The 26,967-nt window shown below is 40.2% G+C and carries 19 protein-coding genes and 1 pseudogene; 8 read left to right on the top strand and 12 right to left on the bottom strand.

What is annotated here, in order from left to right:
- Positions 1-330: 330 nt before the first annotated feature.
- From FTW16_RS17865 to FTW16_RS17855, 3 genes are read right to left on the bottom strand one after another with little or no spacing between them, the layout of a single operon-like run.
- Positions 331-2,292 (bottom strand): DUF3732 domain-containing protein, encoded by a 1,962-nt coding sequence (locus FTW16_RS17865; RefSeq protein ID WP_065677090.1) that lies wholly within the window; start codon positions 2,290-2,292, stop codon positions 331-333.
- The gene (locus tag FTW16_RS17860; protein ID WP_065677091.1) at positions 2,289-2,771 is read right to left on the bottom strand and encodes a three component ABC system middle component; all 483 of its coding nucleotides are present in this window, start codon (positions 2,769-2,771) and stop codon (positions 2,289-2,291) included. The genes FTW16_RS17865 and FTW16_RS17860 overlap by 4 nt, the downstream gene beginning before the upstream one ends.
- Before the next feature lie 3 nt (positions 2,772-2,774).
- Positions 2,775-4,037: an ABC-three component system protein gene (locus tag FTW16_RS17855; protein WP_065677092.1), complete on the bottom strand. Its 1,263-nt coding sequence runs from the start codon at positions 4,035-4,037 to the stop codon at positions 2,775-2,777.
- Positions 4,038-4,819: 782 nt separating this feature from the next.
- Between FTW16_RS17855 and FTW16_RS17850 the strand changes: the two are divergent.
- The 7 genes and pseudogenes from FTW16_RS17850 (at position 4,820) to FTW16_RS17815 (ending at position 17,964) form a co-directional block, all read left to right on the top strand.
- Positions 4,820-5,580: pseudogene (locus FTW16_RS17850) on the top strand (IS5 family transposase).
- 558 nt (positions 5,581-6,138) lie between these two features.
- On the top strand, positions 6,139-6,693 hold the full coding sequence (locus FTW16_RS17840) for a hypothetical protein (protein WP_065677659.1): 555 nt from the start codon (positions 6,139-6,141) through the stop codon (positions 6,691-6,693).
- 39 nt (positions 6,694-6,732) lie between these two features.
- Positions 6,733-6,987 (top strand): hypothetical protein, encoded by a 255-nt coding sequence (locus tag FTW16_RS17835; protein WP_065677658.1) that lies wholly within the window; start codon positions 6,733-6,735, stop codon positions 6,985-6,987.
- A gap of 130 nt (positions 6,988-7,117) precedes the next feature.
- On the top strand, positions 7,118-7,738 hold the full coding sequence (locus FTW16_RS17830; protein ID WP_065677657.1) for a hypothetical protein: 621 nt from the start codon (positions 7,118-7,120) through the stop codon (positions 7,736-7,738).
- Positions 7,739-7,812: 74 nt separating this feature from the next.
- Positions 7,813-9,552, top strand: a complete 1,740-nt coding sequence (locus tag FTW16_RS17825) for a DNA-binding response regulator (protein ID WP_261383479.1) — start codon at positions 7,813-7,815, stop codon at positions 9,550-9,552.
- Between the two features lie 65 nt (positions 9,553-9,617).
- The gene (locus tag FTW16_RS17820) at positions 9,618-11,648 is read left to right on the top strand and encodes a DNA polymerase (protein WP_065677660.1); all 2,031 of its coding nucleotides are present in this window, start codon (positions 9,618-9,620) and stop codon (positions 11,646-11,648) included.
- A gap of 586 nt (positions 11,649-12,234) precedes the next feature.
- The gene (locus tag FTW16_RS17815) at positions 12,235-17,964 is read left to right on the top strand and encodes an ATP-binding protein (protein ID WP_139093589.1); all 5,730 of its coding nucleotides are present in this window, start codon (positions 12,235-12,237) and stop codon (positions 17,962-17,964) included.
- Positions 17,965-18,305: 341 nt separating this feature from the next.
- On the opposite strand, the gene FTW16_RS17810 is transcribed toward FTW16_RS17815, so the two are convergent.
- The 3 genes from FTW16_RS17810 to FTW16_RS17800 form a co-directional block, all read right to left on the bottom strand.
- Positions 18,306-18,569: a hypothetical protein gene (locus FTW16_RS17810; RefSeq protein WP_065677654.1), complete on the bottom strand. Its 264-nt coding sequence runs from the start codon at positions 18,567-18,569 to the stop codon at positions 18,306-18,308.
- A 207-nt stretch (positions 18,570-18,776) separates the two neighbouring features.
- Complete coding sequence (locus FTW16_RS17805; protein ID WP_010434944.1) at positions 18,777-18,971, bottom strand: hypothetical protein; 195 nt, start codon at positions 18,969-18,971, stop codon at positions 18,777-18,779.
- Between the two features lie 302 nt (positions 18,972-19,273).
- Entirely contained in the window at positions 19,274-19,531 is a 258-nt protein-coding gene (locus FTW16_RS17800) for a hypothetical protein (protein ID WP_065677653.1), read from the bottom strand.
- 267 nt (positions 19,532-19,798) lie between these two features.
- On the opposite strand from FTW16_RS17800, the gene FTW16_RS17795 reads away from it, so the two are divergent.
- Positions 19,799-20,680 (top strand): helix-turn-helix transcriptional regulator, encoded by an 882-nt coding sequence (locus FTW16_RS17795; protein WP_065677652.1) that lies wholly within the window; start codon positions 19,799-19,801, stop codon positions 20,678-20,680.
- 772 nt (positions 20,681-21,452) lie between these two features.
- Here FTW16_RS17795 and FTW16_RS17790 read toward each other — a convergent pair.
- The 6 genes from FTW16_RS17790 to FTW16_RS17765 form a co-directional block, all read right to left on the bottom strand.
- Positions 21,453-21,905, bottom strand: coding sequence for a DUF2787 family protein (locus tag FTW16_RS17790; protein ID WP_065677651.1), 453 nt, complete (start codon positions 21,903-21,905; stop codon positions 21,453-21,455).
- 65 nt (positions 21,906-21,970) lie between these two features.
- The gene (locus tag FTW16_RS17785) at positions 21,971-22,528 is read right to left on the bottom strand and encodes a hypothetical protein (RefSeq protein ID WP_065677650.1); all 558 of its coding nucleotides are present in this window, start codon (positions 22,526-22,528) and stop codon (positions 21,971-21,973) included.
- 29 nt (positions 22,529-22,557) lie between these two features.
- Positions 22,558-22,947, bottom strand: coding sequence for a hypothetical protein (locus FTW16_RS17780; protein WP_065677649.1), 390 nt, complete (start codon positions 22,945-22,947; stop codon positions 22,558-22,560).
- A 79-nt stretch (positions 22,948-23,026) separates the two neighbouring features.
- Entirely contained in the window at positions 23,027-24,217 is a 1,191-nt protein-coding gene (locus FTW16_RS17775; RefSeq protein ID WP_146492018.1) for a site-specific integrase, read from the bottom strand.
- Between the two features lie 101 nt (positions 24,218-24,318).
- Positions 24,319-24,939 (bottom strand): HNH endonuclease, encoded by a 621-nt coding sequence (locus tag FTW16_RS17770; protein ID WP_065677664.1) that lies wholly within the window; start codon positions 24,937-24,939, stop codon positions 24,319-24,321.
- A gap of 3 nt (positions 24,940-24,942) precedes the next feature.
- Positions 24,943-26,454 (bottom strand): ATP-binding protein, encoded by a 1,512-nt coding sequence (locus tag FTW16_RS17765; protein ID WP_065677665.1) that lies wholly within the window; start codon positions 26,452-26,454, stop codon positions 24,943-24,945.
- Between the last annotated feature and the right edge of the window lie 513 nt (positions 26,455-26,967).

The raw sequence follows: 26,967 nt of genomic DNA, 5'->3' as shown, positions 1-26,967 counted from the left end.
AAAACACCATCTTAATGTCGACATGAATCAACATTACAAAATTCTTTATCTCTAGAACTGTGTTGTCCTGAGAACGAGGCGTACTTTAACTGATTAAGATAATGAGTCAATAAAAAAATTTATTTATTGGATTCAATTGGTTAAAAACCGTTCCAACGTTTGTTTTTCGACCTAAAATCGAGAGAGAATTATACACAACAATTAAGCACAGGATAAACTGGCAATGAGCAGCGCACAAAGAATGCAGCACAGGATGTTTATTCGATTAACATGAAAATGAAGCGGACAGAATATTCTATCCAATGTCCGCTTCGAAACTTTGTACATAAATTAAGACACAGGCCACTCTTCTGGAATTAACTTTTCTGTCCCAACCTTATGCCATCGATATTTAACCGCATTTTTATATCTTTTATCATCAGAAAAATACGCATGCTCCAAGACTAGAACTTGTAGTCCACTACGACGTTCAACTTCATCAAATAGAAAGTCAAAATATTGTTTTAGGGCTAAGGTATCTTCATCCATTTGTGTATTACTCACGCCTACTTTTAACTCAACTTCAGACTCATTACCTTCTTTCATTGAGAAGTATGGGCGACTAACTTGGTCAATTACAACAAAATTAGGAACTGGTCTCTTAGCTTCTTTAAGATATCTTTGCATTCCAAATATTAACGATAAATGTATAGTGAGATAGTTTTCATCAGATCCTACATCATCAAACTGATACTCTCTCCCAGCTTCATTATCGTAAAGAACCACGCTAGGCTTCTTTGAGAAAAACTGTATTTTGCTTGTATCACAAGGAATTCCTCTCGGTAAATCTTTCATAACCTCCGATGCATAATTAGATATTGTATTTTCAATTATACTTAATCTTTGCATCTTCCTCTCAATATTAAACCTTTCCTCTAGCTCTTCTTTTTCTTCTATATACGCATTGAGCCTTGTTGAATCAAATGAAGAGTTGAAATCATGCGAATCCAAAAAATATGAAATCCTACCCGAAATCCTTGCTGCTCTCTGTGAAAGGTTATTAAATCTTTTCGCTTCCTCTGACTCAGCAATTAATGATTTTATATTGTTATCTAAATTCACTATTTCTCGCGTATTTAATTCAATTTCTTCGTCGATACTACGAATTAGGTTATCGACATTAGGTTTATGTTTTGATACAACTTTTCTTTCAAACTCTAACGACTTAAATGAACCATTAATTTTTTCAACAACTTCGTTAACTTCTGCAATATTAGAGTCACAGATAGGACATACATGAACATCATAACAGTTATAAAGGTCTAAGGATTTTAATTTTTTAGTTTGACTTTCTACTGTTGACTTAAATGATGACGATTCACTTCCAATATTTAACGCCGACTTCCTTTTTCTCTTCAATCGACTGATCTCAGAATGAATACAAGACTTATCTTTAATTAAACTATTGATTTCATCTTCATTTGGTATATTAACTTTTTTGAAATCCCATTTGGAAACATTTAGTAACCTTTCAATCAAAGCGTCTGCCTCTACAGGAAGCTCTTGATTCTCGTATATACCAACTTGACGTGACTCCCTAAGTAAGGAATGGCATTTATTAATAAAATCCAAGTTCGACTTATTTAAGTTTTCTTTTCGCTTCACCTCAGCTTCAATCATTTTTTCCAGTTGCTTTAGCCTGCGCTCCGCCGCTATTTCATCTTCCTTTTGAGCCCCAAGGAAGAACGGCATTGCACCTACAATCATTGGTGCAGCTCGAGAATCATCCAGTCCATGCATTAGAATCGTATCACTATCCACTACGTTTTTAGTGAGATACATGTACGGAGTCGCTTGACGTATAGATATTCTATTTCTGTCTGCTATCGAACTATCGCCACCTTGGTAAGCATTGCCGATTCCAAATAGCTTCTCAATAGCTAAGCGTGCCTGCTCTAAACTGGCCCTTCCTTTTAAGTCTTCGATTTTTCCCGGTACGTTAACACAAGCACCATATTCAACGAACATTTTAGTGGACGTCTTTGCACTTTTCTTAGGAATAGCCCTAGAAACAATCAGATCTACGTCTCCATTTGTCCATTTCGTAAGTACAAATGAAGTTCTATCTTTAATAAATGAAGGAATTCTACAAGATGAGGAACCCAAACAATAATCAATTACTCTAATTATTGCTGTTTTACCAGTATTAGAGTCGCCAGTTATTATATTTACTTCTCCTAATGAGAAGTTTAAGTCACGCGTTTTACCATCAAGGCTATAAAATCTAATACTTTCTAAATTCCAACTTTTCATATTTCCAGCCCTAGATGATTATATATTGTACTTGTAGAATCAACTTGACCTAGCCATTGGCCAAATCTATATGATTTAGTTATTATTCTGCCCAACTCGCTACTCGTCGACACCTTTTTTGGAGGTATAATATTTTCACCATCAGAGATCAATCTTCCAAAAGAATTTATTCCTATAATCTTTTTTGCAGCTCCGAATTTAATTGCACTCTTAGTAATTATTTTTGTATTTGATATTAAGTCAGCCAACTCAATAATAATATTAGGATTTCTATCAACCCAAGTAAAAAAACCAGTATCTACACGCGTATTCTTGAAAGATGTATCGTAATTACTTGACATCGAAATAGGTAGTGCTAGAAACGCTAATGGAAATTCGACACCTTGCGAAGACTCACTTTGAAAACCTTGAATATAGCCATGTAATATTAACGCACAATATGCAGGATTGGTTTCCACAAAAACATCATCATAGATCAAAATTTAGTCCTCATCAGTAATACGTTCCATATAGTCAGGATGCCATCCTACTGATTTCTTCGCAGATAATATTTGGTAACTGCCTCGCACCAAATCAGGGTTTGTCCAACCATACCGGATAGGTGGAACTTCATTATGAGCTTCAAAGTGAGACCACTTTAGCAGCTTTTTACCAACTTCAACCTTCTGAGCTTCTTGTTCTATATCTTCTGTCACTTCTTCGAAAAGATCTTTCCATTCGCTTACCAATCTCGAATCATATTGCGTTATCTTGGTTGCCAACGATAACCTTCGTTCAATCCATTGTCTTCTTTGGTTTCTAGCCTTCATTTCAGTTACTGCTGATCTTCTTTTCTGGCTATCAGTCGCGTTAATCAAGTCAAGTTGCTTTTCGAGCATCGGCGTCAAATTAGGCTCAGGAAAGATATCATTAAGAATATCAGAGTCATCTGTAAGCCCATCATCAATTAAAATAGCAGCCTTTTCTGCGATAAACTGTTTTAGTTCTTCCGCATATATAGCTCTAGCTCTTTCCCCAGTGAGACTTTCAATTACTTCTCTATCCCACCAAGACAATATTAATTTTGCTAGTTCCATTCTAATATATTCCGGATATAATTTACTTATAACCTTTTCAACTTCTTTTCTACCTTCATGTATCTGAAAAGCGCCTTTTTTATGAGTTATATTATTAACAAGTTTAACTTGATCAGGATTTGACATATCTAAAAAAGACTTACAGCCTTTGTATTTATTTTCATAGGGTAACGAATTTGGTTTTTGACTATTTTTTATTCGTTGTTTGTTATCTAGCTCCACTTCCTTCCTGGCATCTATAACTTTTTTGGCCTCTTTCCGCATCTCTTCAACTAAAATACTTCTATCACTTGACGTATCAGAAAGAACCTTAAGTGGCGAGTCCTCTTTAATATCAGCAACCGTCACTAACACAAACAAACCTTGGGATAAGGAATGTTTACTAATGAAATCAACCCAAACATTAATTGTTGACCAAAATTCTCGACTGGCTACACTTATTTTCTTTTCAGCATCAATAGAATGTTTAAGCTGATGGAGCTCTTTACTAGCACCATCACACAATTCAACATCATCCCATGTCTCCACTGAGACAAAAGCTTTGTCATTTGTTGAATCAAATAAGAGAGTAAGGGCATAAACACTCTGGTAGTAATAACCTAAAGCGGGGCCAGTTGCAGAATGCACATTACTGCCGGAGGAACTCTCCCCGTGTAAGTCTTCTTCCATACCTATTTCCTAAGCATAATAAAACGTCCGTCGACAACTTAGCCTCGAACGGGTTCAAAGTAGAAGTACGTGCAATGATCCAGCAACGTGCTCTCACCGAAACTATGAACAACAGGGTATTATGAAGATGTACGAACATCAACAACACTCATCTTAATATATCAGAATATGTTGTCATGGACCCGCGCACCAAAGCTCAAAACTCTGTTTTTAGTCTTATTTTTGAGCTATGGACGAAGTGAACGATATTTCTGGCCATTAGACCTTATCTATCCTTAGTAGAGGCTCGGCAACCTTAAATGCCCCAAAGATCAATAGCATTTTCCGCGCATTCTCCATGCTCTAGTTATAGCTTGCGGGTCGTTTACACCGAATTAGCTATGGAATGGCTCTTGACCTTATTCTGCGAAAATTTCTATATGATTTAATCAGCAACGTTGTTTTCTGTCTGGTTTTAATCATGTTTTGTAAGTCAATTTTTTGGCCATTATTTAGGTGGACATAAATCCTTTCTATAACTTTTATTTAGGTTTTTCGTCCAGTTTACGTTGCTCGATATTTACGACACTGGTGACTGGTGTATATCCATTAGATTTTATGTTCCAATCCAAATCTAACTCCTGACTCATGCCAGATTAGCTCTGTAGTGCTATCTGCCGTTGGGGCTTTTATCGGCTTCATTATGAAACAACAATTCTAGGCCGGCTTTGTTGCTTAAGTCGATGGAACTTAATCTAGAAGCTACGATTTGTGCGGCTATCCCTATCAATCGTCGCAACCTCATGTCTAAACCTCGTTACAAAACAACCAACTGGAAGCAGTGTAATCAAGCCTTAATAAGCCGTGGTTCTCTGACCTTTTAGATTGACGCGGAAGCGATTTCCGAGTGGAAACAAGGCAAACGGGTTAGACCACGCCGATTCAGCGACATATCCTTAATTACCACACTAATGGCGAAACGAGTTTTCTCTATGCAATTGTTGCTACAGGTCTCAAGGTTTATTGCGAAGGTGAATGGAAGGTCAAAAAGCATGATACTGGGGGGAAGCGTAGAGTCTGGCGTAAACTGCATATCGCAGTAGATACAAGCACCCACGAAATAGTCGCAGCAGAGCTGAGTTTATCTAACGTAACTGATACCGAAGTGCTCCCCAACTTACTCAAACAGACACGTCGCAAAATCATTGAGATATCAGGTGATGGCGCTTATGACACAAGAAATTGCTTTGATGCCATACGGATAAAGCGAGCGGTTCCGCTTATCCCGCCACGAGAAGGAGCTGCATTCTGGGAGCTAGGGCACCCTCGCAATTTAGCAGTAGGTTGTCAGAAGCTCTACGGCTCCAACAAGAAATGGAAAAAGCGTTATGGTTATCACAAGCGTTCGCTCTCTGAAACAGCCATGTATCGCGTGAAGCAGTTGCTAGGTGGGAGGTTAAGCCTGAGAAACTTCAATGCTCAAGTTGGCGAAACCTACGCCATGATTAAAGCGCTGAACAAGCTTACAGGTCTTGGTATGCCTGAAACTCAGTGTATTGTTTAATAATCACTCAATCTCGGCTATTTGATTTTCTGTCCGAATTACGCAACAAAGCCCATAGAAACCCTACCCCGAATCACTCCGAAATTCACCAGCAAAATCACATCACCTGATTATCCGCATGAGTTTACTGACGTCGACGGCGGCGCCACTAAAACAAAAAATCCGGCATCGATGACCAAAGCCACCAATGCCGGTCGTATTGACTTGGTTAAATATTAGGCTCATATAAAACAATGAGATAAAGCTCTAAGCCGGATTTAGTAGTATCGATCGGTAACACCACAACTAAAAAACCAGACTTTCATCACAAAAGTAAAAGTTCACTCGCTCTCAGAACGTCTTTAAACAAGCGGATAAACTCAATTTTCCTTTCAAAAAGCGTCTACCCTCGCGAGAACCATTCTGAGGGGCTATCAACCATGTTTAAAAAAAATCAAGAACAAATTTCCTGCCATTTATACGCACTTTTCAAAATCAATTTTATAGGGCAAATTTATGTTCATCAGGAAAACTTAACTCCTGATTTAATTGAATAAATCATACTATCGGAATTAAAGAATGAATACTAAATTAACAACATTAACTAACTCTGTTTCACCATCTAACGTCGCTCACTACGTTAAGCTGGCGTACAACTTGGTGTTCGCTCCATCAAAATTACCTGCTGACATCGATAACATTATTGATTCAGAAGAGTGCTATAACGGCGAATGCGATTACTCAAACGGATCCACAGCAATCACCATCGCTCAAAACCATTACTTGAGCGAAATTGGTGATCCCATTGAACATATTTTTGAAATGAAAGAATGGATTGGTTCCCATGCAGAAGCCATCAACGATGCAGATATTGAAGTAACTACAAATGTTGTGTTTCCCAATCTGGAAAGAGCTTCGTTCAGTTGTATTCACAATAAAAGCAACCTAAAAGGGCTACCTCAGTCCATCTACGATGCAATGGCATATGTGATCGAGCATATTGAAATGACTAAGGTTGAAATACTCGAACTTTTTTCTGCTGCCACCCATTCACTGGCTATCGACTGCTTTTACTCAATTGATGATTTTGACTTTAATGTCAAATCCGCACTTGAGCACGACCTAAACAAATAACTGATTCAATATATCAATAAAACCCAAGGAAAAAATCTCATGCCATTTAGTACTCAAGCTCTACTCATCACTTACACAAACAAAGCCAAACGACACACCTGCAAAGGTCAGAAAGTCCGAATGGAAGAATTTGTCGAATCCGCAATCGAAGTACAGGCGCAAGTTGGCCGTATAGACAACCTAGACGCCATCACTCGTGAGTTTGAACAACGCTTAACTATTAAGTCGAATTGGGGATATAAGCTGGCTGCTGAGCAACTATCCGAAGCCATTAAAACCGTCGAAAAACACTAACCCTTTAGCAACACCACTTTTTTACTTTGATTTTTGACTAGCCGAGCCTCTCGGTGACGGCCTTCTTATACCTCAAATTCGGCAGCCAATATATTGGCTGCCGAATCAAGAATAAATTTTGGAGCACATGATGAACTACTCAAACAACACACATACTTCGGCAAACTACGAAACACATGGCCGCAACTCTATGGTGAATTTCAACGATTTTCCTAACGGCGATTCAAGTAACCAACCTAACTTTGCACCTCTGGCACTTCAGGCTGTTGATTTAAAGAATTCGTCCGCAGAGCTGACCTTCTTTACGCCTATGGCAGAGAAAGTCTACTTTCACTACATGAATGGCTTCGGGTTCCTTCAGTGCAGTGGATCCGATTGTCTGATGTGCCGCGCTCAAATTAAATTAGATAGCCGCTACCTATTTCCCGTCTACGATCACATTGAGGGAGAGGTGAAGGTGTTGGCTGTTCCACCATCCGAAAAGCCAAAATCCTTGTTTCCGCAGATCAAGCCTTACGTCACCAAGGGCGGTCAACTCGTGTCAATTGAGAAAAATGGCTTCAACTATGATGTTCATGCGACTGCCCTCCCCGAGTACGCCACTATCGATGAAGATAAAATTACCGCGTTTTCCGACTCATTCGATTCTGGCGAAATACGCTTGTCTGATATCTACCGTATTTTGACCGACGACGAACTGCGAGATATCCCAGAGATCGAGAGACGCCTACGTTTCAAAGGTGTGGCTTGATTATGGTTAATCCAGTCATCATCAGCGGGGCCGAAAGCCTCGCTGAATTTCGTTTTAATAATAGTGCTCAGGCTATGCTTGAGATGCTGACGCGACACCACTACGTGCTCAACGACTGGATGGTAGGCGTTGGTAAGTCGTACCAACTGGATAAGTTGACCACTTTGGCGTTGGAGTCGAAAACATATGATTGCGTCATTGTCTCGGCGCCGACTCGAAGAATTCTTGAAGAAAGAAAGCCCCTTCAAAGCCCTCCAGCCGATGTTAAAGTTGTCAATATACAACCCCGTCCCAGCAAGTTGTGTGGTGAAACTCGCGATCTGAGCTGGAAAGGCTACGAATGTAGAAACTTAGGTCTACTGGGCAAAAAGCACATTTGCGCCCTTTGTCCAAATAAAGATAAGTGTTTTTGGCCCGACCAATACGGCAAGAATTTGAATGGGGCGAAAATTGTATATGCAGCTCAATCCCACTTCGTGCGTAACCCCTACTTCATCCAACACATCGTAACGATGGCGAAAGCAAACAATGCTTTAGTCATTTTCGATGAAGCCAATGTGAGCATAAACCATTACAGTCGATGCATATCGCCCATATCGATTGAACAAACCCTAGAAGCCGTGCAAGAGAGTCATCTATCAGACTATGTAAAAGGCACTCTAACGCACTACCTAGAATGTTTACGACAGGCCTCGACGGAGGAACTGCGCGATATTTCTGCGTGGCGCTGCCCTGCAATTTTTCCAGATCAGATCACTCAAATCACCAGTATTGGCGATCGCATATTTGGCGATCGTTTCATCAATATTCTGTATGACATTCAAAGCTTCGGAGTGTCTGAGGTAGAATCACGCGAAAAATTAGCGGATGGTTCAATTCACTTTCCTGCGCCGCCAGTCAATGCGGGATACGACACAGTGCTATACAGCGGCACCACCTACCCGGACATACTCAAACTTAAGCTCGGGATGGATTTTTATAGCCCTTACTCTCACATTGAGTTCCGAGGGGAATCGACGATTTGGCACAATATCGCGTCCTCAATTGGGACTGCGACAAACTTTAAGAAAAACTCACCACAAATCCTAGATACCTTCGCCCAATTGACGCTCCAACGAGTGAGAGAAGGAAAACGCGTATTGTTGGTCTCTAAACAGAAACACGTCGACCACTGCGTTTCCTTGTTCAATCAATTTCTGGCAGAGGAAGGGGTTCAGGATATTCGTGTGGTTCCCGCAAGCGCTTACGCAGAGTGTGACGATATGACCTTAGTCCCCATGATCCATTACGGGGTCATCGGTATTAATCAATTCGAGGAGTTCGATTGCTGCTACTGCCTAAACAGCTATTACGTAACCCAAGACATACTTAACAACGCGATTCAGGATCTACGAGCCGAGGATGAGCGAATAGACGTGGCGATTGCAACCACTGACAACCCTCGACGGCGTTATGGCGTCATCACAGATCAAAAGTATCGGTACTCTGATGTCGCTAAAGTCGTAAACCCAATGCTGCAAACATTAGAAATGGGTGTCGTCATCCAAGCCATTGGACGTGTTCGCCCATTTACAAAATCGCGTGAAATCATCACGTTTCAAAATAACGATGCACCAAAGTCGGGTTACGACCATGAGTACACCAATCTAGATCAACTGCGAAAACACTTCTGTTTAAAAAGCAAGCAAGCCCGAACGTCGGCAAGCCTGTCAGAGCAGATCAATCAGATGATAGCCGACGGGATTAAGCAGCAAGAGATTGCTTCAACTCTTGGGATCAGCACTCGAACCGTTCGACGCCATAAGACCGGATAACCAACACTAACTCAGCAAGGAAGGCATTGTCAGAAATGCTTTCCTTACAACTTAAAGGTCATGCAATGGAATTATTACCTGGAACCCAAGCGCATCTAAAAAAGAGAACAAACCCACCATCGAGTGCCTTGATTCTGCCTCAAGATACGTCACATACCATCGGGAAAACTCAGTTCATTCAGCATGAAGCCGAGCTCGAACAATTGATTGATCTGGCATACCAATTAACTCTATCCGCTGTCAGTCTCAGCTTTCAATTCACTTACTCGACTCCGGTAGTCACGCTACCGAACGGCAATGACAGATATGATATTTCGTCCATGACTCCACGCTTACTCAGCATGACGCTGATGGAGAACACAAGTAACTCACTAGCGCTGCACTCGTTCGTCATTGACGTTGCGACTCCCTCGATTAGTCCAAAACTACAAAGCCTTTTCGATCTGCCTGTGACCTACGTAACCCACGACGCCAAATCTGACCTGCACTGTATTTGGTCATTGGGCCTACACGAGCCCAGATATTGGTGGGATACCTGCATTGCAGAAAAAGCCAGATATCTTGGTCAACACAATAACGCTAAGCCCGCACAAGGTATTTCAACGGTCGAAAAGATACAAGCCCAAAAAACATTGGCTGAACAGAACATGGTGTTTTATGGCTTAGCGGAGACAGCTCAACGTTACAATGTACAAAACGGCCTCGCTTCCAGCGTGAAGTTACAGATGGGCTCTGAGCAAGACCACCAGTCTTTTTCTGCCTTCCAGATTGAACGGACGTCGCAGCTCAGCATCACGGTGGCAAAACTGTATCTACCACAAAGCCAATCCTGCCTCATCTTTGGTATCCACCAACACCTTATCAGTATTGAGATGCCTTGGATCGTGACTAACGCCGCTATCGAGTGGAACGGCTTTAAAGTATGCAGAGATAAGTGCAGTCAAATTCTCGAAGCGTGCGAGCGTAAATTTAATCTATACAGTCAAGAGCTCGCACAACTAGGGATGACAAACCCCAATAGCCAGCATCAAAAACAAGCGCTTTTTGCTTCACTCGGATTACTACATCACTTCAAAGATGGTGACGACTATAATTTTAAACGTGAAATGCTAAGCAAAAACTATGCTTTGCACCCTGCTGTGGCATTCTTGGCCAAATATACGCATATCGATTCTGTCTACAAAGACGTCATTTTACAGCCCGGTATTGTCGGTAGTGACGGACGCGTTCACCCAGAACAAAAACAGCTTACGGCTGCGACAGGCCGACAGGCTACCGTTGCGCCGAATATCTTAGGTCTTCCTGCTGTCCTTCGTCCGTTAGTGGTTGCACAAGACGGTTACGCGATTGGAGAAGTCGATCTGGCACAGATTGAGGTGGCGATTGCTGCTGGCGTGTATGGCGACTCAAACTTAGTCAAGATGTACAACCAAGGCGACCTATACACAGCCATGGCACAAGAGTTCTTCAGCGAAGAGTTAGAATCAGAATACCGCAGCTGCGATTCGTCGGCCTTCAAAGAGAAACATCCAGAGAAACGAGCCATCATGAAGCAATGTACACTTGGCCTAATTTACGGTATCACCAGCTTCGGAATAGCGAAAAAACTCAATATCAGTGTCAACAAGGCCACGGAGCTGATGGATAAGTTTCTATCGATGTTTCCCGAACTGCAAAAAGCCATTAAGAGAATGCCCCGGTATGGCACTCTGCGAGGGCATGTCAGCACTGCAACGGGATTGCACCGATACCGCCAATTGGATGCTAAGCGCGGCCACACTGAGAAAAATTGGATGGTAAACATGCCAGTACAAGGTACAGCAGCAGCCTTGTTCAAAGCAGCCGGAAATCGACTTCATCAGTTATATAAAGGTTACAACGCCAAATTGATCGTTGCGATGCACGATGCCTTTGTTTTCGAAGTACCTAAAGAACACTTAAATGTAGTCAGTGAGTTAACAGCGCAGATCATGACCCAAGTGGTTCAGGAAATGTACCCACAGTTGAAGATAAGGTCTGATATCAACATAAGCCAACCAGACTGTTGGACCAAAGATGGTGATCCGAACACACTTGATGTGTGGCTAGCCAAATGACCAGAACTGGACGCAAAGCCTAATAAGTTTGAATTTAGGTTTTGTGGCCGACTCTTTTGGTTCTCAATCGTGACTGGTAGGTAAATCGATACTTAGTTGATTGGATAGTCAACTTTACTAGTGATCACATTTAGTGGTATCAAAGCTCTAGCTCACTTATACCCCAATATCGTTTAGTGCAAAAAAAATTAGTCCATCATATCAACTCGAGTGAGACTTACTTCAACTAACCCAAAGATCTTAAAACTATTGTCTGCTGAATATAAACCGTGAGCTTACGACTTATTAATGCATAGATTTTTTAAGTAAAATCTCCTTACTTGGTATTGCGACCTGATAATACGCATCAGAACACACAATTATCGTTCTTGCTATTTACGCTTAGGAGTGGTTTTTGTTATTTTAGTCAGTGACTTAAAGTGGTCAATAGTGCGGAGGCTGAAGTGGTTTTCGCTAAATTACTCCCGTATTTGTAATGATCAGACATGACTACCCAATACTAATCGTGACCTTATAAGAATGGTTGCCCTTGGAAGAGGTAATCCTTGTCATTTTTTAGAAAGTATATACATAAAGGATCTCTCTCTTGACAAGACTTTCAGGAATAAAGCCATCTCAGTTGACACGAGTTGGATATACGTATCAAGATCTTATGTGTATTCGTATGCTGATAAATTGGTATCACGAGCCAGAAAAATACCAATGGATGAGTATTGAGGATAACCAAGGGCTAGGTGGTGTAAAAAGCCTAGATGATGTTATTTGTTTTACAGCTAGTGGTGAGTATGAGCTTTATCAAGTCAAATTCACAATCGATTCAACTCGTGAAGACCTAAGGCTTGATTTTGATTGGCTATTAAAGAAAAAGCCGAAGGGTACTTCTTTAATAGAGAAATGGTCTGCTGATCTTGAAAGGTTCGGCGATTCAAATGTGATATCGATAGCCAAGCTCATTACGAATAGGAAGCCCGACACTGTTCTATCCAATTGTCTTCATGAAAACAAGATCGATTACAACTTAGTTCCAGACGAAGTAAAGTCTAGAGTATCTACCCAGCTTGGCGACGAACGAAAAGCCATAACATTCTTCGAAAACCTAATTTTTGAGCACAGCCAACACGAAATCGAAGATTTAGAATTCAAGCTTCAGGACTCACTAGTTCCCGATCATGCAAATAATGAAAGTTGGCTTCAGCTATTAAAAACGGTTGAGCGTTGGGCAACTCGAAAAAACGAGCCATCCCCAGACGGGAGAATTTGCCTCGAGCATATTCACGAGATCTTATCCCTTGGTTCAAAAAGGACTATATCTCAGTTTTTTGAGGTACCGGGAGGCTACATACCACCTTTAGAAGAATTCCATAGCGAAATACTAGAAAGAACCACCAAGCCTGGCTGCTCGGTTATCTCAGGTCTTCCAGGCATGGGGAAGAGTACATATCTTTCTTTCTTGACCGACCAACTTATAGAGAAGAAGACACCAGTTATAAGGCATCATTATTATTTGTCTCCACATTTTATAGGAGACAGGATTGCCTTCAATAACGCAGCACAATCCCTACAAAGCCAGATAAAGAGCCTATACCCATCTGATTTTTCTCAGGATGAACTCGATCCAGAGAAATTAGACATGTGGATTCGCAAGGCTGCTGACATGGCGACTGAAAGTAATGAAATACTTGTCGTCATCATTGATGGGCTAGACCATGTTTATCGTGAAAGATCAGATATCAGTCAACTTGAACATCTAGTTAATCGAATTGATCCACTCAAAGAAAAAATTTGCTTACTCTATGGTACACAACCAATAAGTGACGAATATTTACCTAATTCGTTATTACGATCAGCGCCAAGAGATAAGTCATGGCTCGATATTCCAGCTATGGGACTAGCTGCTATTAAGGATAGAGTAGACTTCTTGGTCTCAATTGAAGAAATAAATGTTGTTGGTGTGGATGAGCACAGAAGGCAAGAAGTCGTAGAAATATCACAGGCATTGCTAGACATTTCAAAAGGATATCCCCTCCATATTATTTATTCTCTGAACAGCATGAAGTTGGCTAGAAATAAAATCAATAAATATGACGTGGAAAGGCTTCCAACCTGCCCTGATGGGGATATACACGCATACTATGAGAATTTGTGGGTTTCACTATCTGAAAGTGCGAAAGAAATTCTCCTTCTTATTGTGAATGCTGACTTTTCATGGCCGGATAAAACGCATTTGGAATTTTGTTTTGATGACAGTCTTATTTTTAGGAATAGCTTTTCTGAAATTCAACACCTCATTGAAAATAGACTTAGCGGAATAACGCCATTTCATAACAGCTTGTTTGTTTATCTAAAGCGAAAAGATGCTTTTTCCAAATCAAAAGAAAGGCTAAATAAGAAATCAAAAACCTGGATCGACCGACATGCCCCCGAATACTGGAAATGGGGTTGGGATTGGATAATTCAAGCAAATTTAGGGAATGCTACTCCTCTACTACAAGGGATCACCAAAGAATGGCTCGTCCGGTCACTCTGCAAAGCATATCCATTAGAGCATATAGAACACATAGTCGGTGTTGCTGAAAGTATAGCCTTCGAACAATCACTATATTCTGAGCTATTAAGACTTCGGACTTTGAAAATGAGATTGCTTAATGGTCCTGAATTTCAGATACAGGACTTTAGTCAATTTTTGGACTGTTCACTTAACTGTTCATCAGATACTTTCGGGCTTCTTTGGAGAGCCGATAATCTGAGGATTATTCCTGATAATGAAATAGTAATCGTTGCTAAGCATTTACAAGGAAAAAATGAAAGAATCGTCAAAGATTGTGAAAGAGAAATTTATCGCAGGATACAATTTTATGCTCGACTGGAGGACTCTAATCACTATCAGACATTAAACAGTCTTGTTGATGACTATTTACAAGTCTTGATGAGTTATGAGAATCCTGATTTAGAGGTCATCAATGAATTTTATGAAAGACTTACTGATAAGTCATCGTCCTTCACTAGGATCGTAGAACTTCTTATCCAATATGGGCATAGACATTTACTACTAGATTTATCTGTCTTTGATATACCAAAGAGTATTTCCTCAAAAATAATTGATGAAATTGTTTTAGCAGCTTGCATTGAAGGTGTATCGTTAACAGAAGCATTCCCAAACCTTCGTATTTCCAATTCCAGCCTAGGACTACTCCATTTATTACTAAATGGGAAAGATGTTGAATCTGATGAACTCCCGCAATTAGAGTGTCCAGAGGAATATGAAGGTGCTACTTATAATCTTTTCTATCAGTACTTCTTCAATACTCTTGCTCACAGGTTTAGTAACTCGGTCGTGATTGAGGAACCGCATTTGGTCGAACCGAACAGTATCGAAGAGTTTATTAAAAATGCGTGGGTCACTTTTCAATATGCATCGACCACTATCGCTGAAAAACTTAAGGCAGGGGATAAATTCGAAGTATCGGATCTATACAATTGTTTCGTCATTCTTGCACTACCAGATCAATACCGGATGGGTTATAAGTTAACGTCCATATTATTCAATATAAGGAAATCTCTAGCTAAGATATCCTTACATCTAAGCATTATCTGTGACTCGGTTGACGAGCTTACTATGTTCAATGAAAGCGACTTTTCAATGATTACAGAAAGCCTCTGGTGGAGTTCGCATGTATTTTTCGATGTTTCAGCTCAAAATTCTATTATTAGCTTTCCTAAAGGTATTACATCTCAAGCATTTCACAAGCTCTTTGATGCCGAGATTCTCCGCAGAGAGGACACTGCCACACTAGCAAATGACAGCCTTGCAATAGGAATTTTGGCAAGCAAGTACGGACTTCACGATGAAGCTAGCCTATTTCTCAAACGTGCCGCTTTGAATATGGTCGGGTATGGCCATAGAAAAGACATTACCCTACATGAAGTTTTTGAAGCCATTGACGAGTGCTCGAACTCGAACTGTCCTCAAGTACCAGGTTGGTTGAGGCGCGTAGCAACATTTACAACAGATGTTTTTGATTTTTCAGAACGAGAAATAGGGCATATTCCAAATTGGTTCACAAAATTATTAGCAAAACACAACCCAGAACGTCTGGTTGATGAATTTGACTATCATTTGTCAGAAGAAAATTGGCATCGAACAGATGTTATTCTTGAGAACATAATCAAGACATTTCCACTGTCTACACAATCAGAGCATTCATTTCTACGTTGTATGACCACAGTTGATTCACTCAGAGCATTAAAAGAAAGGGCTGAGGGAAACGCAACACTAGACACAATTTATCAAGAGCAATACAAAATTCTTGGTGGTATTCCCCCACTTCTTAGAGAACTAAATTCGACAGAACATGAAGAAACATCTGAATTCTCTGACGTTAAGACTATCCAGCCGAACAACCTGGATGAATTTAGGTCTACTTTACACTCCATATCATACAAGGTTCGCAAGAAATTTGTCATAGATTGGATAACGTACTGGAAAGAGCAAGGTCAGGGGGCCATTATTCTCAATTCGTTTAACGAATATTATGAACAAGAAAAATCAGACTATGAGCTTGATAGGTGTCTACATGAAATATTTCTATTGAGTAAAGATATTAATGGCAAGACAAAAGCATATACATGGGCCGTTAGGGATATAAAACTAAACAATAGCTGGAATCGGTATTCTCACTCCCAATCAGAAGAATCATTAAGAGAATATGGCTCAACATATAAGAACAAATGGGAAAATATTTTACGAGATACAATGCCGGCAGGCTCATCGAAGGTACAAAGAGACGAGGCAATAATTGTTCCCTCTACTCAACTTGTGACTTATTTAGTTGCCGCAGGCCAATTGGATCTTGCTGCTGAAATTACAGAAGCCATGGTTAGTGGTCTTGAGGGAGATATTGCACATCTTCCACTAAATGAACTGTATTGGTATAAGCAACCTATTGAAAAAAGACTTGCACCCTTACATCTAATATATCTTCATTATAAATGGCCTGACCGCTATGCTAGACTCCAAACTGCAAAGCAAATCTCAATGCTCTTGCAAGACGATGCTAATACTGAGTTTCGTTCGCTATATATCCAATACCTATCAAAACAGCAGTACGAAGTTGATATCGTAGATTACTTGTCAATTCTCTTACTTATTGAAAAATCTCCCTTTCACAAAGAAGAGATAGTTCAAAACATACGTTTCCCTTCTATTATATCGGATGAACTGATATCAAAGCTGGGCTATATGGATGCAGGAAGAGATGATTTAACACCTTTATATTCTGAGTTTTTGGAAGGTCTAATTCCAAATAGAGCAAAGTATGAAAGATATGCCAATGGCCTTGCATTGAGGTACATAATGACTATCGAAGAGTTGGAAAAAGAACATAAAGCACCGCTAGTTAAGCATTTCCTTCTTGAATGGGAACAAATTCAGGAAAGGCACTTTTGTCCTGTTTTCAACCCCCATAATTTCTGTGGTGATCAGTTTTCCTCTCGAGATAAAATTAGCTGTAGTTTTTCATGGACTGCAGAGTCATCAATATTATCTGCGTATACTAGGACGTTGGCTTACGCTATCGATCAATACTCTATTCCAGTAGATATGGCTTTGATGCATGCTGAAGAAGTATTACCCTTTGGTTCCATTGCAATAAATCTCTCACCTTCAGATTCGCCTAAGCTCTGGCCTAGGTTAGATGATTTAAAGAAGGATGATCTTTTACCTGGTCAAAGTGAACTTGAGCAATACCTTTCCCAGATAGCCAACTCTGACGAAATATTATTACATGCCAATGGTCCTGTTCTCAGAAACTATACCGGTGTTTGTATTGATCTGAGGGTAATCTTAGTCTCTCTACATGAGATCGAAATGGTCGACCCTCATTACATATTCGATTCAATTAATAGTGCAAGGAATACTAAAGAAGGTATTTTTCCTTTAGCCAAGTGGACTTGGCCGTCTTCTTTTGGGCGGTGGGAAATTGATTGGCTATCTAGGGGTTATTTCCGTCCTACTTATTGTGTTGGAGATTTACCAATAAGCTCAGTAACCCAGAATGAATCCAGCGTAGAATATTTTGGCGGTACGGTAAGTAATGGTGTCTGGAGGTATTGGGTAGAACACTGGTATCCAGCGCATCGAATAGAAGTTGGTAGCTCATTGGGAACTTACATGACTGTATCTAAGGACTTTTTTTCAAAGTTCAAAGAGCACACTAACAGTAATTATTATTTAGTTGCTGAAATGACTTGTGTTGACCGTCGTGAATTCATGCGTGATGAGGACTCTATTGTAACTTTCGCCATACAGCCTATTTAGGAAATCATGTTCGTAATAGTTACATTGAACAATATGGTGAAAAAGGTAAAGTTCACTATTACCATATTAATAGCGGAAAAGTTAATGTAGAACCTACGCTTAGGAGTTCCATTACGGAAATTCAGGCTGAGCGCTAACATACGTTTAAGGTTTCAAGATACTTTTCTAATTTGAACTAAGTACTTTAGACCAAAATACCTAAAACGTTTGTGTCAAAAACAATTCAGTATCCGTAAACACAAGTAAAAAGCGGACTCGAAACCTAAAAATATATCTACTTAGGCTTTGTGTCCGCTTTTGGCGCAGATAGAGATAAGATCTCGATACGCCACATGTGGTTTTTATCTCTCGCCAACCTTGTGGAACCAACGTTTGATATAAGTCTTGAATTGCCTGCGGCCAAAGGAGTCGTAACCTCCTTTCTTGGCTAGATCATTGCGGAAGCAAGACCGAACGTAGTTACGTAGATAAGCTCTGCCTTTCATCGGAGCATACCTTTCCTCGTATTGATAAATACTGTCTTCCAGCACAGCCAAATATGCACTCATATTGCCGTTCTTAAGTTCACTTGTGTTGTGTTCGATAATATTATTGAAGTTTTCCATGACCTTATCCTTAATGATTAATTAAAAGTAATCCCTGTACAGCGAAGTGCTATCTAACAGGGTTATTACTTTGTTAAGAGTCACGGACAAAACTTGAAATACCGTAAGAGGCTTTTAGTTACCCCCGCAGTCTGCACCACTTGACCATATGGTTTGTTCTTGTCGATATAAAAAAACAGAAACATGCGTCCCTGCTTTATTGATTAACTAGTCCTCCAGTACCTCATCAATCAAAATTCCTGCTGAAAATCCGCAGATTGTCCCAATTAACATTCCATATGGCCCACCAAATCGAAGGCCTATAGCACCACCAAGCTGAGCAGCTTTAAATCCTAATTCTTTCCTACTTTTAGATAGAGTCTCTGATCCTTTTTGTGGTTCAGAATAGTTGTCTTTATCCACGTACTTACTCCTTTTCTGTAGATATGATACGAAAAGGGCCATGCTCAATGAAGAACATGACCCCTTAGATTTTTACCAATACAGCTTTAGTGAGAGTGACCGCACACCTGACAGCTACCATCATCATATGCACGCTCACCACATGCAGGACAGGTTTTAACTAGTGTTGTTATTGATTTAATCGCCATGTAAAGGTTCCTTCTTGTTGGTTTATTAGGGTGTTGCAGAGCTCATTGATACCTCAGCCTAGAGAGTTCCAATTTCGAAACTGAGATATCGTGAGCCAAGCTCCGCAACAAAACTTATTGTGCTTTACCTTTCGGGGTATCTGGGCTGCATTGAGTCACATCAGTGACATGACCATTCATTGTTCCACAGGCATCGGCATACCACTCAATACGTTGGCCAGACTGAGAGTAAACTTGTTTACCTGCTTTCCCATTCCAGGATTTTTCTATCTTCGAAATGTCAGCCGGATTACCGCCGAGCGTACCGCCAGCGAATGATGATGTGGTAACGAATAGACACGATAGACCTAGCAGGATGATTGATTTTTTCATTGTGTTGTTTCCTTGAATACGTCATGACGCCATCGGTAAAGGCACCGAAAGCGAGAATGGTTAATAGTTTAAAGAGGGTGATCGACAGGTAATGTCGAGACGAGTGAATCAATTTCACTCAAGTTACATATGCCTTGTCAGACATACGCTTTGGCGACCAATAAAAGCTATAGCAATATCAGTAACCTTATGAAGTTTCGCTAGAAATAATCGGATTCTCTCAAAGCACGACATGCCCTGACGAGTGGTCTATCTAAAATGCGTAGCATGAAAGAACACGACACCCTAGCGAAAAGACTTGGTATTATTTTGACCCGTTTGAATACGGGAGAACGGCTATGTCTGGAAGAATTGAGGCGAGAGTTCGGTGTGAGTGAAAGAACCCTGCAGCGGGATTTCAATGAGCGATTAAATTACCTCCCTATTCAACGCGAAGGTGCATGTTATTTTCTTGATCCAAAAGTCTTGGGTAAGCAGACTAGCCACGAAATATCAACATTACTTGCCAACATGGGACTAGACACCCTGTTTTCGGGCAAGCACTACCTGAGTAACGGAGTGCTTAACAACAAATCGACGCCGCCGTTTCTATTCAAGAACCCACGGATTGAAGACATCAGCGAAAACGCTTCTATGTTCCAGAAACTTATCGAATCGGTTCAACTACGGCACGTAATCAGCTTTGTCTGCGATGGACAGGCCTATGATCAGTTCCACCCATACCGGTTGGTGAACGATAGAGGACTCTGGTATCTCGCCGGAGCACACAGAAACCGCCTAGATTTACTCAGAGTTGCCAGAATTTCCGAGTTAGTCCGATATGAGGACAAATACTCTCCCGATACTAACGTCGAGCAGATCATCACTGGTTGGCGATCAGATGTTGAGTCAATAACTCCTGTCGACGTGGTTATACAGATTCGAGGACGCATTGCCGATGCCTTCTTCAATGAAAGCACCGACCATGATTTTCGAGTGTTGAAAGTACTGAATTCCGGAGACGTATTAGCCTGTAACCAAACCAATAACATTCCACACTTGCTTCGTCAGCTAAAGGCGTGGCTTCCTGATGCAGAGGTATTGTCACCCGACTGGTTACGGTACCAGTTGAAGCAAGAACTTCAGATCTACCTGAACACCGTCATGTAAAAGCCACAGTTCCTAGTCAATCACCGTCTAAATCTTGGTGTTGGCTGGCATCTCCGTCGTAGACATCCCGCTACATAATCAAGCCGCGAGTTACCCAACTCCTCGGCCCTAGCCTTGAACATTCCAGTATGAACCATTTTCTTGTCTTTCCATGCTCCGCATGCAAAGCCCTTGACTTGATGGAATCGTAGACTGATACCGAATAAGGGAAAACTTAAAACGTTGCCATTTTTTAGTACATCCTAATAAACTAATAAATAACCCGCTAGGGGCCGAATTGTTAATAATATATAGCTATTGAAATTACAGATTCAATCACCTCTGGCTATCGTTAGAGTGCATCACGTTTAACGAAAGTTGTCCGTTTGGCGATCCATTACCCTTCCTCATTGCCAGTAATGGTAATGGGGCCGGAATAGCCGATTACTAATCCGTCCCCCATCAACCGGCCAGTTCACCTTATAACAATGTGATTTAGGCTCCGTGGCCGCTTTGACCTTCCACAAACACAACGCACCTGTTTTCAGCCCTTACTTTTACATGTAGCCATGAGTCGAACGCTAACTTTCTCGGGAATTTTCCCTGACAGTTCCAACTACTGATTTGACACAAGGTCATTCAGATCTCCTCCTTTGGCTTTGAAGTTCAAGGATTTTCTAATCCCTTGGCTTAGTAACCTGTAATGAAAAGGCAAAAGCCATCACACCTTGTTTTCACTGGTATGATGGCTTGTCCAATTCACAGACCAGAACAACGTGAAAATTTCTCCTGTTCATTTCTTGTCCCGGTCTGGTACTTGGTTCCAGTCAACAGTTAGCTTAACGTCATCGTAAGCTTCCATTTCTACATAACTGATAAAGTTAGCCTGGTAGGTGTTAAAGAAGTCTTGAACATCTGGCCTGCTTAGTGGCACTTCCCCCATGAACCGTATAAAGGCAACACCGTGAATCACATCGAAATCAACTTCTTTCTCAAGTTCGGAGTAAAGGCCAGCATAGGAAAAGTCCGTCAGGTAAGACAGATACCAGCAGTCACCTTTCTTTTCGAAACGTAACTCGATTGGGTGGAATCCTCCATCTTCAGTGGAATATAAACTATCACTGTAATTAAGCGTAATTGCGGTAACATCATCGCTAATTTGATGTTCACCGACTTCATCATTGATTAGTTGTTTAAAAGCGTCAGACACAGGTATCCCTAGCTTTTCGCCATAGGTCAGTTTCATAATAATTGCTCTTTGATTTTACGTGTACTGCACTCTTGGTTTGTGCGCAGTATGAAAGGGGGGTTTTATGCAGTGGTTTTAGGGGTTCCGTCAGCGTCAACTAATGCGATCAGTTCATCACAACGTACATCAAAATCTGGCGACAGAACGTGAAGAAACAAACTATTTGGCGCAGCCTTTATTAGTCCCATCGCATCAGATCTTAGCGTACTAGCTATAAATGATGGATTATTCGCACTTCCGCCGATTATTGCTGGTTTTAACACTGTACTTTTAAATGATTTATCTTTGTACTCCTTAAGAATATTTATCAGTTTTTTCATTGGAATAAGCTCTTTGGTGAATAATCCCCCACTGTCATTACCCGTTAGCTTTAGATACAGTTCTTCATCTCCTCTCATTTTGACCAAGTCGAAATAAATGCAACTTTCGCTCTTTGGACTAAGCTTTTTTGCTTTCCCAGATAACAGAATGGAAGTATTCTCACACTCTATTGCTTCCTGATTATCTTGGTCTTGTGTCTCTTGTACTTTCTCCGGTTCCGCTCCTGTCTGTAAACTTTCTTCCATAACTTCGATTTCACTATCGGCTTTATTTTTATTGCTGGCGATTTTGCGGGACATAAATACTTATCCTTATTGTTTGGCTTGAGTTATAACGATTCTGCGTGCGGTAACAAAATCCGTACAGGGTGAGACGTATTTGATATTGGACTAACTAAATAAACGCCGCCCCCTGCTGATGTGATGATTGCAAGGGCAATTATAAAACCCGTGTCAATACTGTTAATTAGGTAAACTGTTTCGGGGTAGTTTTGTACAAAACGAATAAGGTGCTGAACACTCTCCGGTTGCTGACTAATGGTTTCATCCGTATCTGACTCTTCGATTAATATCAGGCTAGTGCTGACTTCTTGCCAGAATTCGGTAGTAATTACATCATCAAATTCGAATGGTTCAGTCATGTGGTGTCGTAAAGCTGCTATCGTCACTTCTGGTAGAGGCAATGAATCAAGCTCATTAAATTGTGTAATTATTTTCATTTTCTAAACTCCATATATGAGAAAGCCCGAACTCATTCGTTGAGTTCGGGCTTGATATGTTGATTTAATATTGAAGCGATTAGGCTTCGTCGATTAATTGGATTAGAACTTGCGAAGATTGACGAAGAGACTCATTCCCAGCTCTCGCATAACGCATTGTGCTACTAATGGACTTATGGCCGAGAAGTTGCTTTAGCACACCAACATCAACGCCTGCAGATATAAGTGATGATGCATAAGAGTGACGCGCCGTATGAAAAACGATCTGTTCGGGTTCTTTAAGCATCAATTCTTTTTTGATCTTGTTGAATAAATGTCGAGGTTGGCTTATGTGTGACTTTTCTTTTTGCCCTGGAAATACATATGGGTTCCCCTTCTTCTTGAGCCTTAGCAAAAACCGAAACTCTTGAATCGCCTGGGGTGTAAGCTGGATCTGGTGTTGAAATCCATTCTTTGAGTCTTCCCTTGGTATACGCATCACACCATTTTCAAGGTCAATATTTGGCCAACGAGCAGCCCTGAGACTGCGTTCTCTGCATCCCAGCATGAAAAGCAGAATAATAAACCGGCTACGAATAGGACAATAATCCGGTTTTCTTAGCTCTTCGAAAATCCGTTTTATCTCCTGAGGCGATAGCCATCGCTCCCTAGCTCCTGTTTCTGGAAACAACTTAACACGAGCCGCAACGTTGGGAATGGAGTACTCTTCTTCTATCATGCGGCCCATTAGCTTGAGCAAACATAACACACGGTTAATTGTTGAACGACTTAGCTTCTTACCACGTAAATGAACCTTGTCTATCAATCCTGCGACCATGGACTGTATGTGTGAGACTCTAAGCTGGTCATAACTGATATCCCAAATTTCAACACAGTGGTTAAATCTTGCTATATCATGTCGCCAACTTTTCTTGCGTGACTTAGAAATTTTAATGAAGTGATTGTTGAAGTATTCGGATACAGTAGGTATGTCTGGTTTGACAGTTGAGTTTTTTGGATCTACTCCTTCAGCAACCATTAGCTTAGTACGTTGTGCTTGCTTCCTTGCATCCGCCAACGAAACTTCAGGAAACGTCCCAAGAGATAAAGAGCCTTTTCTACCATTCAAGGTATATCGAACCAGCCACTTCTTTCGCCCATTCTTACCAACCAGAACCTTGAAGCCCGATAATTCGGAGCAGGAATACTCTGCTTCAGTGGATCGAGAATTAGGATCATTAGGCGGTAAACTCGCGATCTTATTAGTAGTAAATTTAAAGCGTTTCTCCATTGAGCAACCTCATTACATTAGAGACTGCTTTATTAATATAAATCTACACTTATTTTTAATCCGGATAGATCATCAATACTTATACAAGTAAGAAAATAGAACTACGCACCTCCAATCAATTCATTTATAGCCGCAGCTAGTTCAACACGATCTTCTTGAGATGCTGTTCTTAATTCCTCAACCAACTGTTTTATTCGGGTATCTTTAGTTGCTATTTCCTGTTTTTTCTTTAAAACCTTTTTTAATCTATATAATTTACATTTCTTGATGGTCTCACAACCTTTATCATCAAGCCCTTCATATACAGCCCCATCATGAATTTCGACACTTTTGTAATAGTTATCAAAATGTGGATGAATTATCTTTATATTACTCCCAGTTCTAGGGTAATAGGTAATGCTTTTAAATAGAACCTTCTTTTTACCTTTTGAGGTATTGCAACCTGGACAAGATAAAGCAAGATTTCTTGCATGAAAAGTAAACTGACTATACTCTGATTTAGGTATTATATGTTCGATATCTACTTCTTTTATATCAAACCCTAACTCCCAACGACAATAGCAACATTTATTCTCCTGCTTTATTCTTAGATAATCAATTATATTCCCTTTAATCCCATCAAATACGGACTTAGTCCAATCATCATGTGATGTAAAATTACCTTGTATAATTTTTTTTTCATCATTTGTAAACTTATAAGGGGTAGAAATCTTGCTATACATTGACTACCTCTCTAAAGAAATCAGTGTAACTAGTACATCTTTGAGTGGATCAACATCTTTTACATGCAAAATATATCTTTTAAACTTGCTAACAAGGAACTTAAACCTTTCACTATCTCGACCTCCTTCTGCAACTATTTCCAACGCTTCAGAGACCTCATTTGACAAGTAATAATTTCTGGTAGAAGGCATATCAAATATATTTAGTAAAATATCTTCCGCTGATAATCCATGAGTCTCACTTTCAATGTAATCACATTCTACACTTTTACCATTGTTCGCTTTAAAGTGAACCACACTCGATCTACCCATAGGTAGGTCTGATATTACAAAATGAGAATGCGTTGCAATCACAACATGGCATCCTCGTTTTCTAGACAGTATTTTATCAATCAGCTCAATGTATCTATACTGCCAAGATGGATGAAGGCTAATTTCAGGTTCGTCAATTACTATTAGGGAATCATTTTCCACATTTGGCGTCAGCGCAATCAGAGTAGATAGAATACTGGCCTCTCCGGAACTAGCATCGTTAAAGTCAAACTCACCACCATCTTTTTTATAAAGTTTAGTTGTTGGACCTCTAACTAAATCATATTTTCTTAATTCTTCTAACTTCAAGTAAAGATCAAGGTTTAACTCATCTGAACCTTGTGTATCTCTTACTTCATTTCTTTCAGAGAAGTTAACAAGCAATGAAAATTTATTCTTGTGCCTGTCTTTGTGGGACGATATTTTGATATATTGATAAACTTTCGCAAGCTCATCCCAGTGGCTATCAGAGTAACGGTTTAAACTTCTCTCAATAGAATCCTTTCGAAAACCTCCTCGACTCGATGAATAGTCATGAAGAAATTCTTTAAAGTCTTTACCTGTAATCTCAATTAAATCACCAGATAAATTTCTTGGGATGCGAACTTCGTAACTGAGCTTTACTACTGGTTCGTAATTTAGATAGTCAAAAATATACCTGTAACTTTCACTATGTTCTTGGTAACCAACATTTACCACTAAAGCCGATATAGCCTTATCCATTAATATTCTAGTGGACATGCCATTAATGGCTCTGGGACCTAAGTAAAGGTAGTAGTCGTCTCCATTTTCTTGTAACTCGGTTGGTCTAAGTTGATGGTAACCATCCCTCGGAAATTTGTCAGACAGGCTTGTTGTTATAGTGATAACGCGGTTGGGTGAACACGGCTCTCGGTTTACAGATAGTTCCGTTTTGTATCTACGACCATTTTTACTTTCAACAAACTTTCTTTCTATTTCATACAAATAACCATCTCTTACGTAATCCAAGCGATATTCTGTAAGGTCCCGCCTTTTTTTTTCATTAACGTCACGAAACGCATCAACAAGATTACTTACAAATCGACTTTTACCAGCACCATTGTTACCAATAACTACCGTGAAATAATTTTCATCTTGAGCACTATCATTCCTTGCCAACTCTACTAAAGGTGTTTTAAAACTATCACTTTCATAAGAGAAACTAACTACTCGAAAACTCATCCAATTAACTCTTTAACTGCCTAAATCACCATCAGTATATAGTCAATTAAATTACAATAAAACAATGTGTTTCTAAAATAGTATCCACTCTTTCAATACCATGTTTTTAACAGTCATTTTACTAATAAAAAATACTTGCTATTGATAACCAATGGAGACGTAAAATCGAGCTCATAGCAGGGCTAACCGGACACTAACCCTTTAGTAAGATTTTTATTAGGGTTCGCGTCCACTTTATTGCGTCCCTGTCTACAGGACTAAGACAAGAGACGCACAGAAATTCAACCTTAAGTATGCTAGCAAGAGATTTCCGCACAACACATCAGCACAGGAGATCCTTGGCACTTAACTCGCACAGGAAATCTGCACAGGGAACAGGAGATAGACAGGAGAAAGGATTCTGAGGAGAGGTTTATCTGAATTTTAGGTACAAAAAAACCAGCATTAAGCTGGCTTGATAATTCCGGACTTGAACCGGCACAGCGCGAACGCCGAGGGATTTTAAATCCCTTG

The sequence above is a fragment of the Vibrio sp. T20 genome (assembly GCF_007858795.1).
GTDB classification, from domain to species: Bacteria; Pseudomonadota; Gammaproteobacteria; order Enterobacterales; family Vibrionaceae; genus Vibrio; species Vibrio satsumensis.
Note: the sequence above shows the minus strand (reverse complement) of the source record. Positions and strands in the feature narration are given on the sequence as shown.

Bases quoted from the DNA above. Each gene is read 5' to 3' on its own strand.
- FTW16_RS17840 (WP_065677659.1), top strand. From the start codon at position 6,139: ATGAATACTAAATTAACAACATTAACTAACTCTGTTTCACCATCTAAC.
- FTW16_RS17790 (WP_065677651.1), bottom strand. From the start codon at position 21,905: ATGAAACTGACCTATGGCGAAAAGCTAGGGATACCTGTGTCTGACGCT.
- FTW16_RS17835 (WP_065677658.1), top strand. From the start codon at position 6,733: ATGCCATTTAGTACTCAAGCTCTACTCATCACTTACACAAACAAAGCC.
- FTW16_RS17765 (WP_065677665.1), bottom strand. From the start codon at position 26,454: ATGAGTTTTCGAGTAGTTAGTTTCTCTTATGAAAGTGATAGTTTTAAA.
- FTW16_RS17800 (WP_065677653.1), bottom strand. From the start codon at position 19,531: ATGAAAAAATCAATCATCCTGCTAGGTCTATCGTGTCTATTCGTTACC.
- FTW16_RS17865 (WP_065677090.1), bottom strand. From the start codon at position 2,292: ATGAAAAGTTGGAATTTAGAAAGTATTAGATTTTATAGCCTTGATGGT.
- FTW16_RS17825 (WP_261383479.1), top strand. From the start codon at position 7,813: ATGCTTGAGATGCTGACGCGACACCACTACGTGCTCAACGACTGGATG.
- FTW16_RS17820 (WP_065677660.1), top strand. From the start codon at position 9,618: ATGGAATTATTACCTGGAACCCAAGCGCATCTAAAAAAGAGAACAAAC.
- FTW16_RS17810 (WP_065677654.1), bottom strand. From the start codon at position 18,569: ATGGAAAACTTCAATAATATTATCGAACACAACACAAGTGAACTTAAG.
- FTW16_RS17785 (WP_065677650.1), bottom strand. From the start codon at position 22,528: ATGTCCCGCAAAATCGCCAGCAATAAAAATAAAGCCGATAGTGAAATC.
- FTW16_RS17775 (WP_146492018.1), bottom strand. From the start codon at position 24,217: ATGGAGAAACGCTTTAAATTTACTACTAATAAGATCGCGAGTTTACCG.
- FTW16_RS17855 (WP_065677092.1), bottom strand. From the start codon at position 4,037: ATGGAAGAAGACTTACACGGGGAGAGTTCCTCCGGCAGTAATGTGCAT.
- FTW16_RS17795 (WP_065677652.1), top strand. From the start codon at position 19,799: ATGAAAGAACACGACACCCTAGCGAAAAGACTTGGTATTATTTTGACC.
- FTW16_RS17780 (WP_065677649.1), bottom strand. From the start codon at position 22,947: ATGAAAATAATTACACAATTTAATGAGCTTGATTCATTGCCTCTACCA.
- FTW16_RS17830 (WP_065677657.1), top strand. From the start codon at position 7,118: ATGAACTACTCAAACAACACACATACTTCGGCAAACTACGAAACACAT.
- FTW16_RS17770 (WP_065677664.1), bottom strand. From the start codon at position 24,939: ATGTATAGCAAGATTTCTACCCCTTATAAGTTTACAAATGATGAAAAA.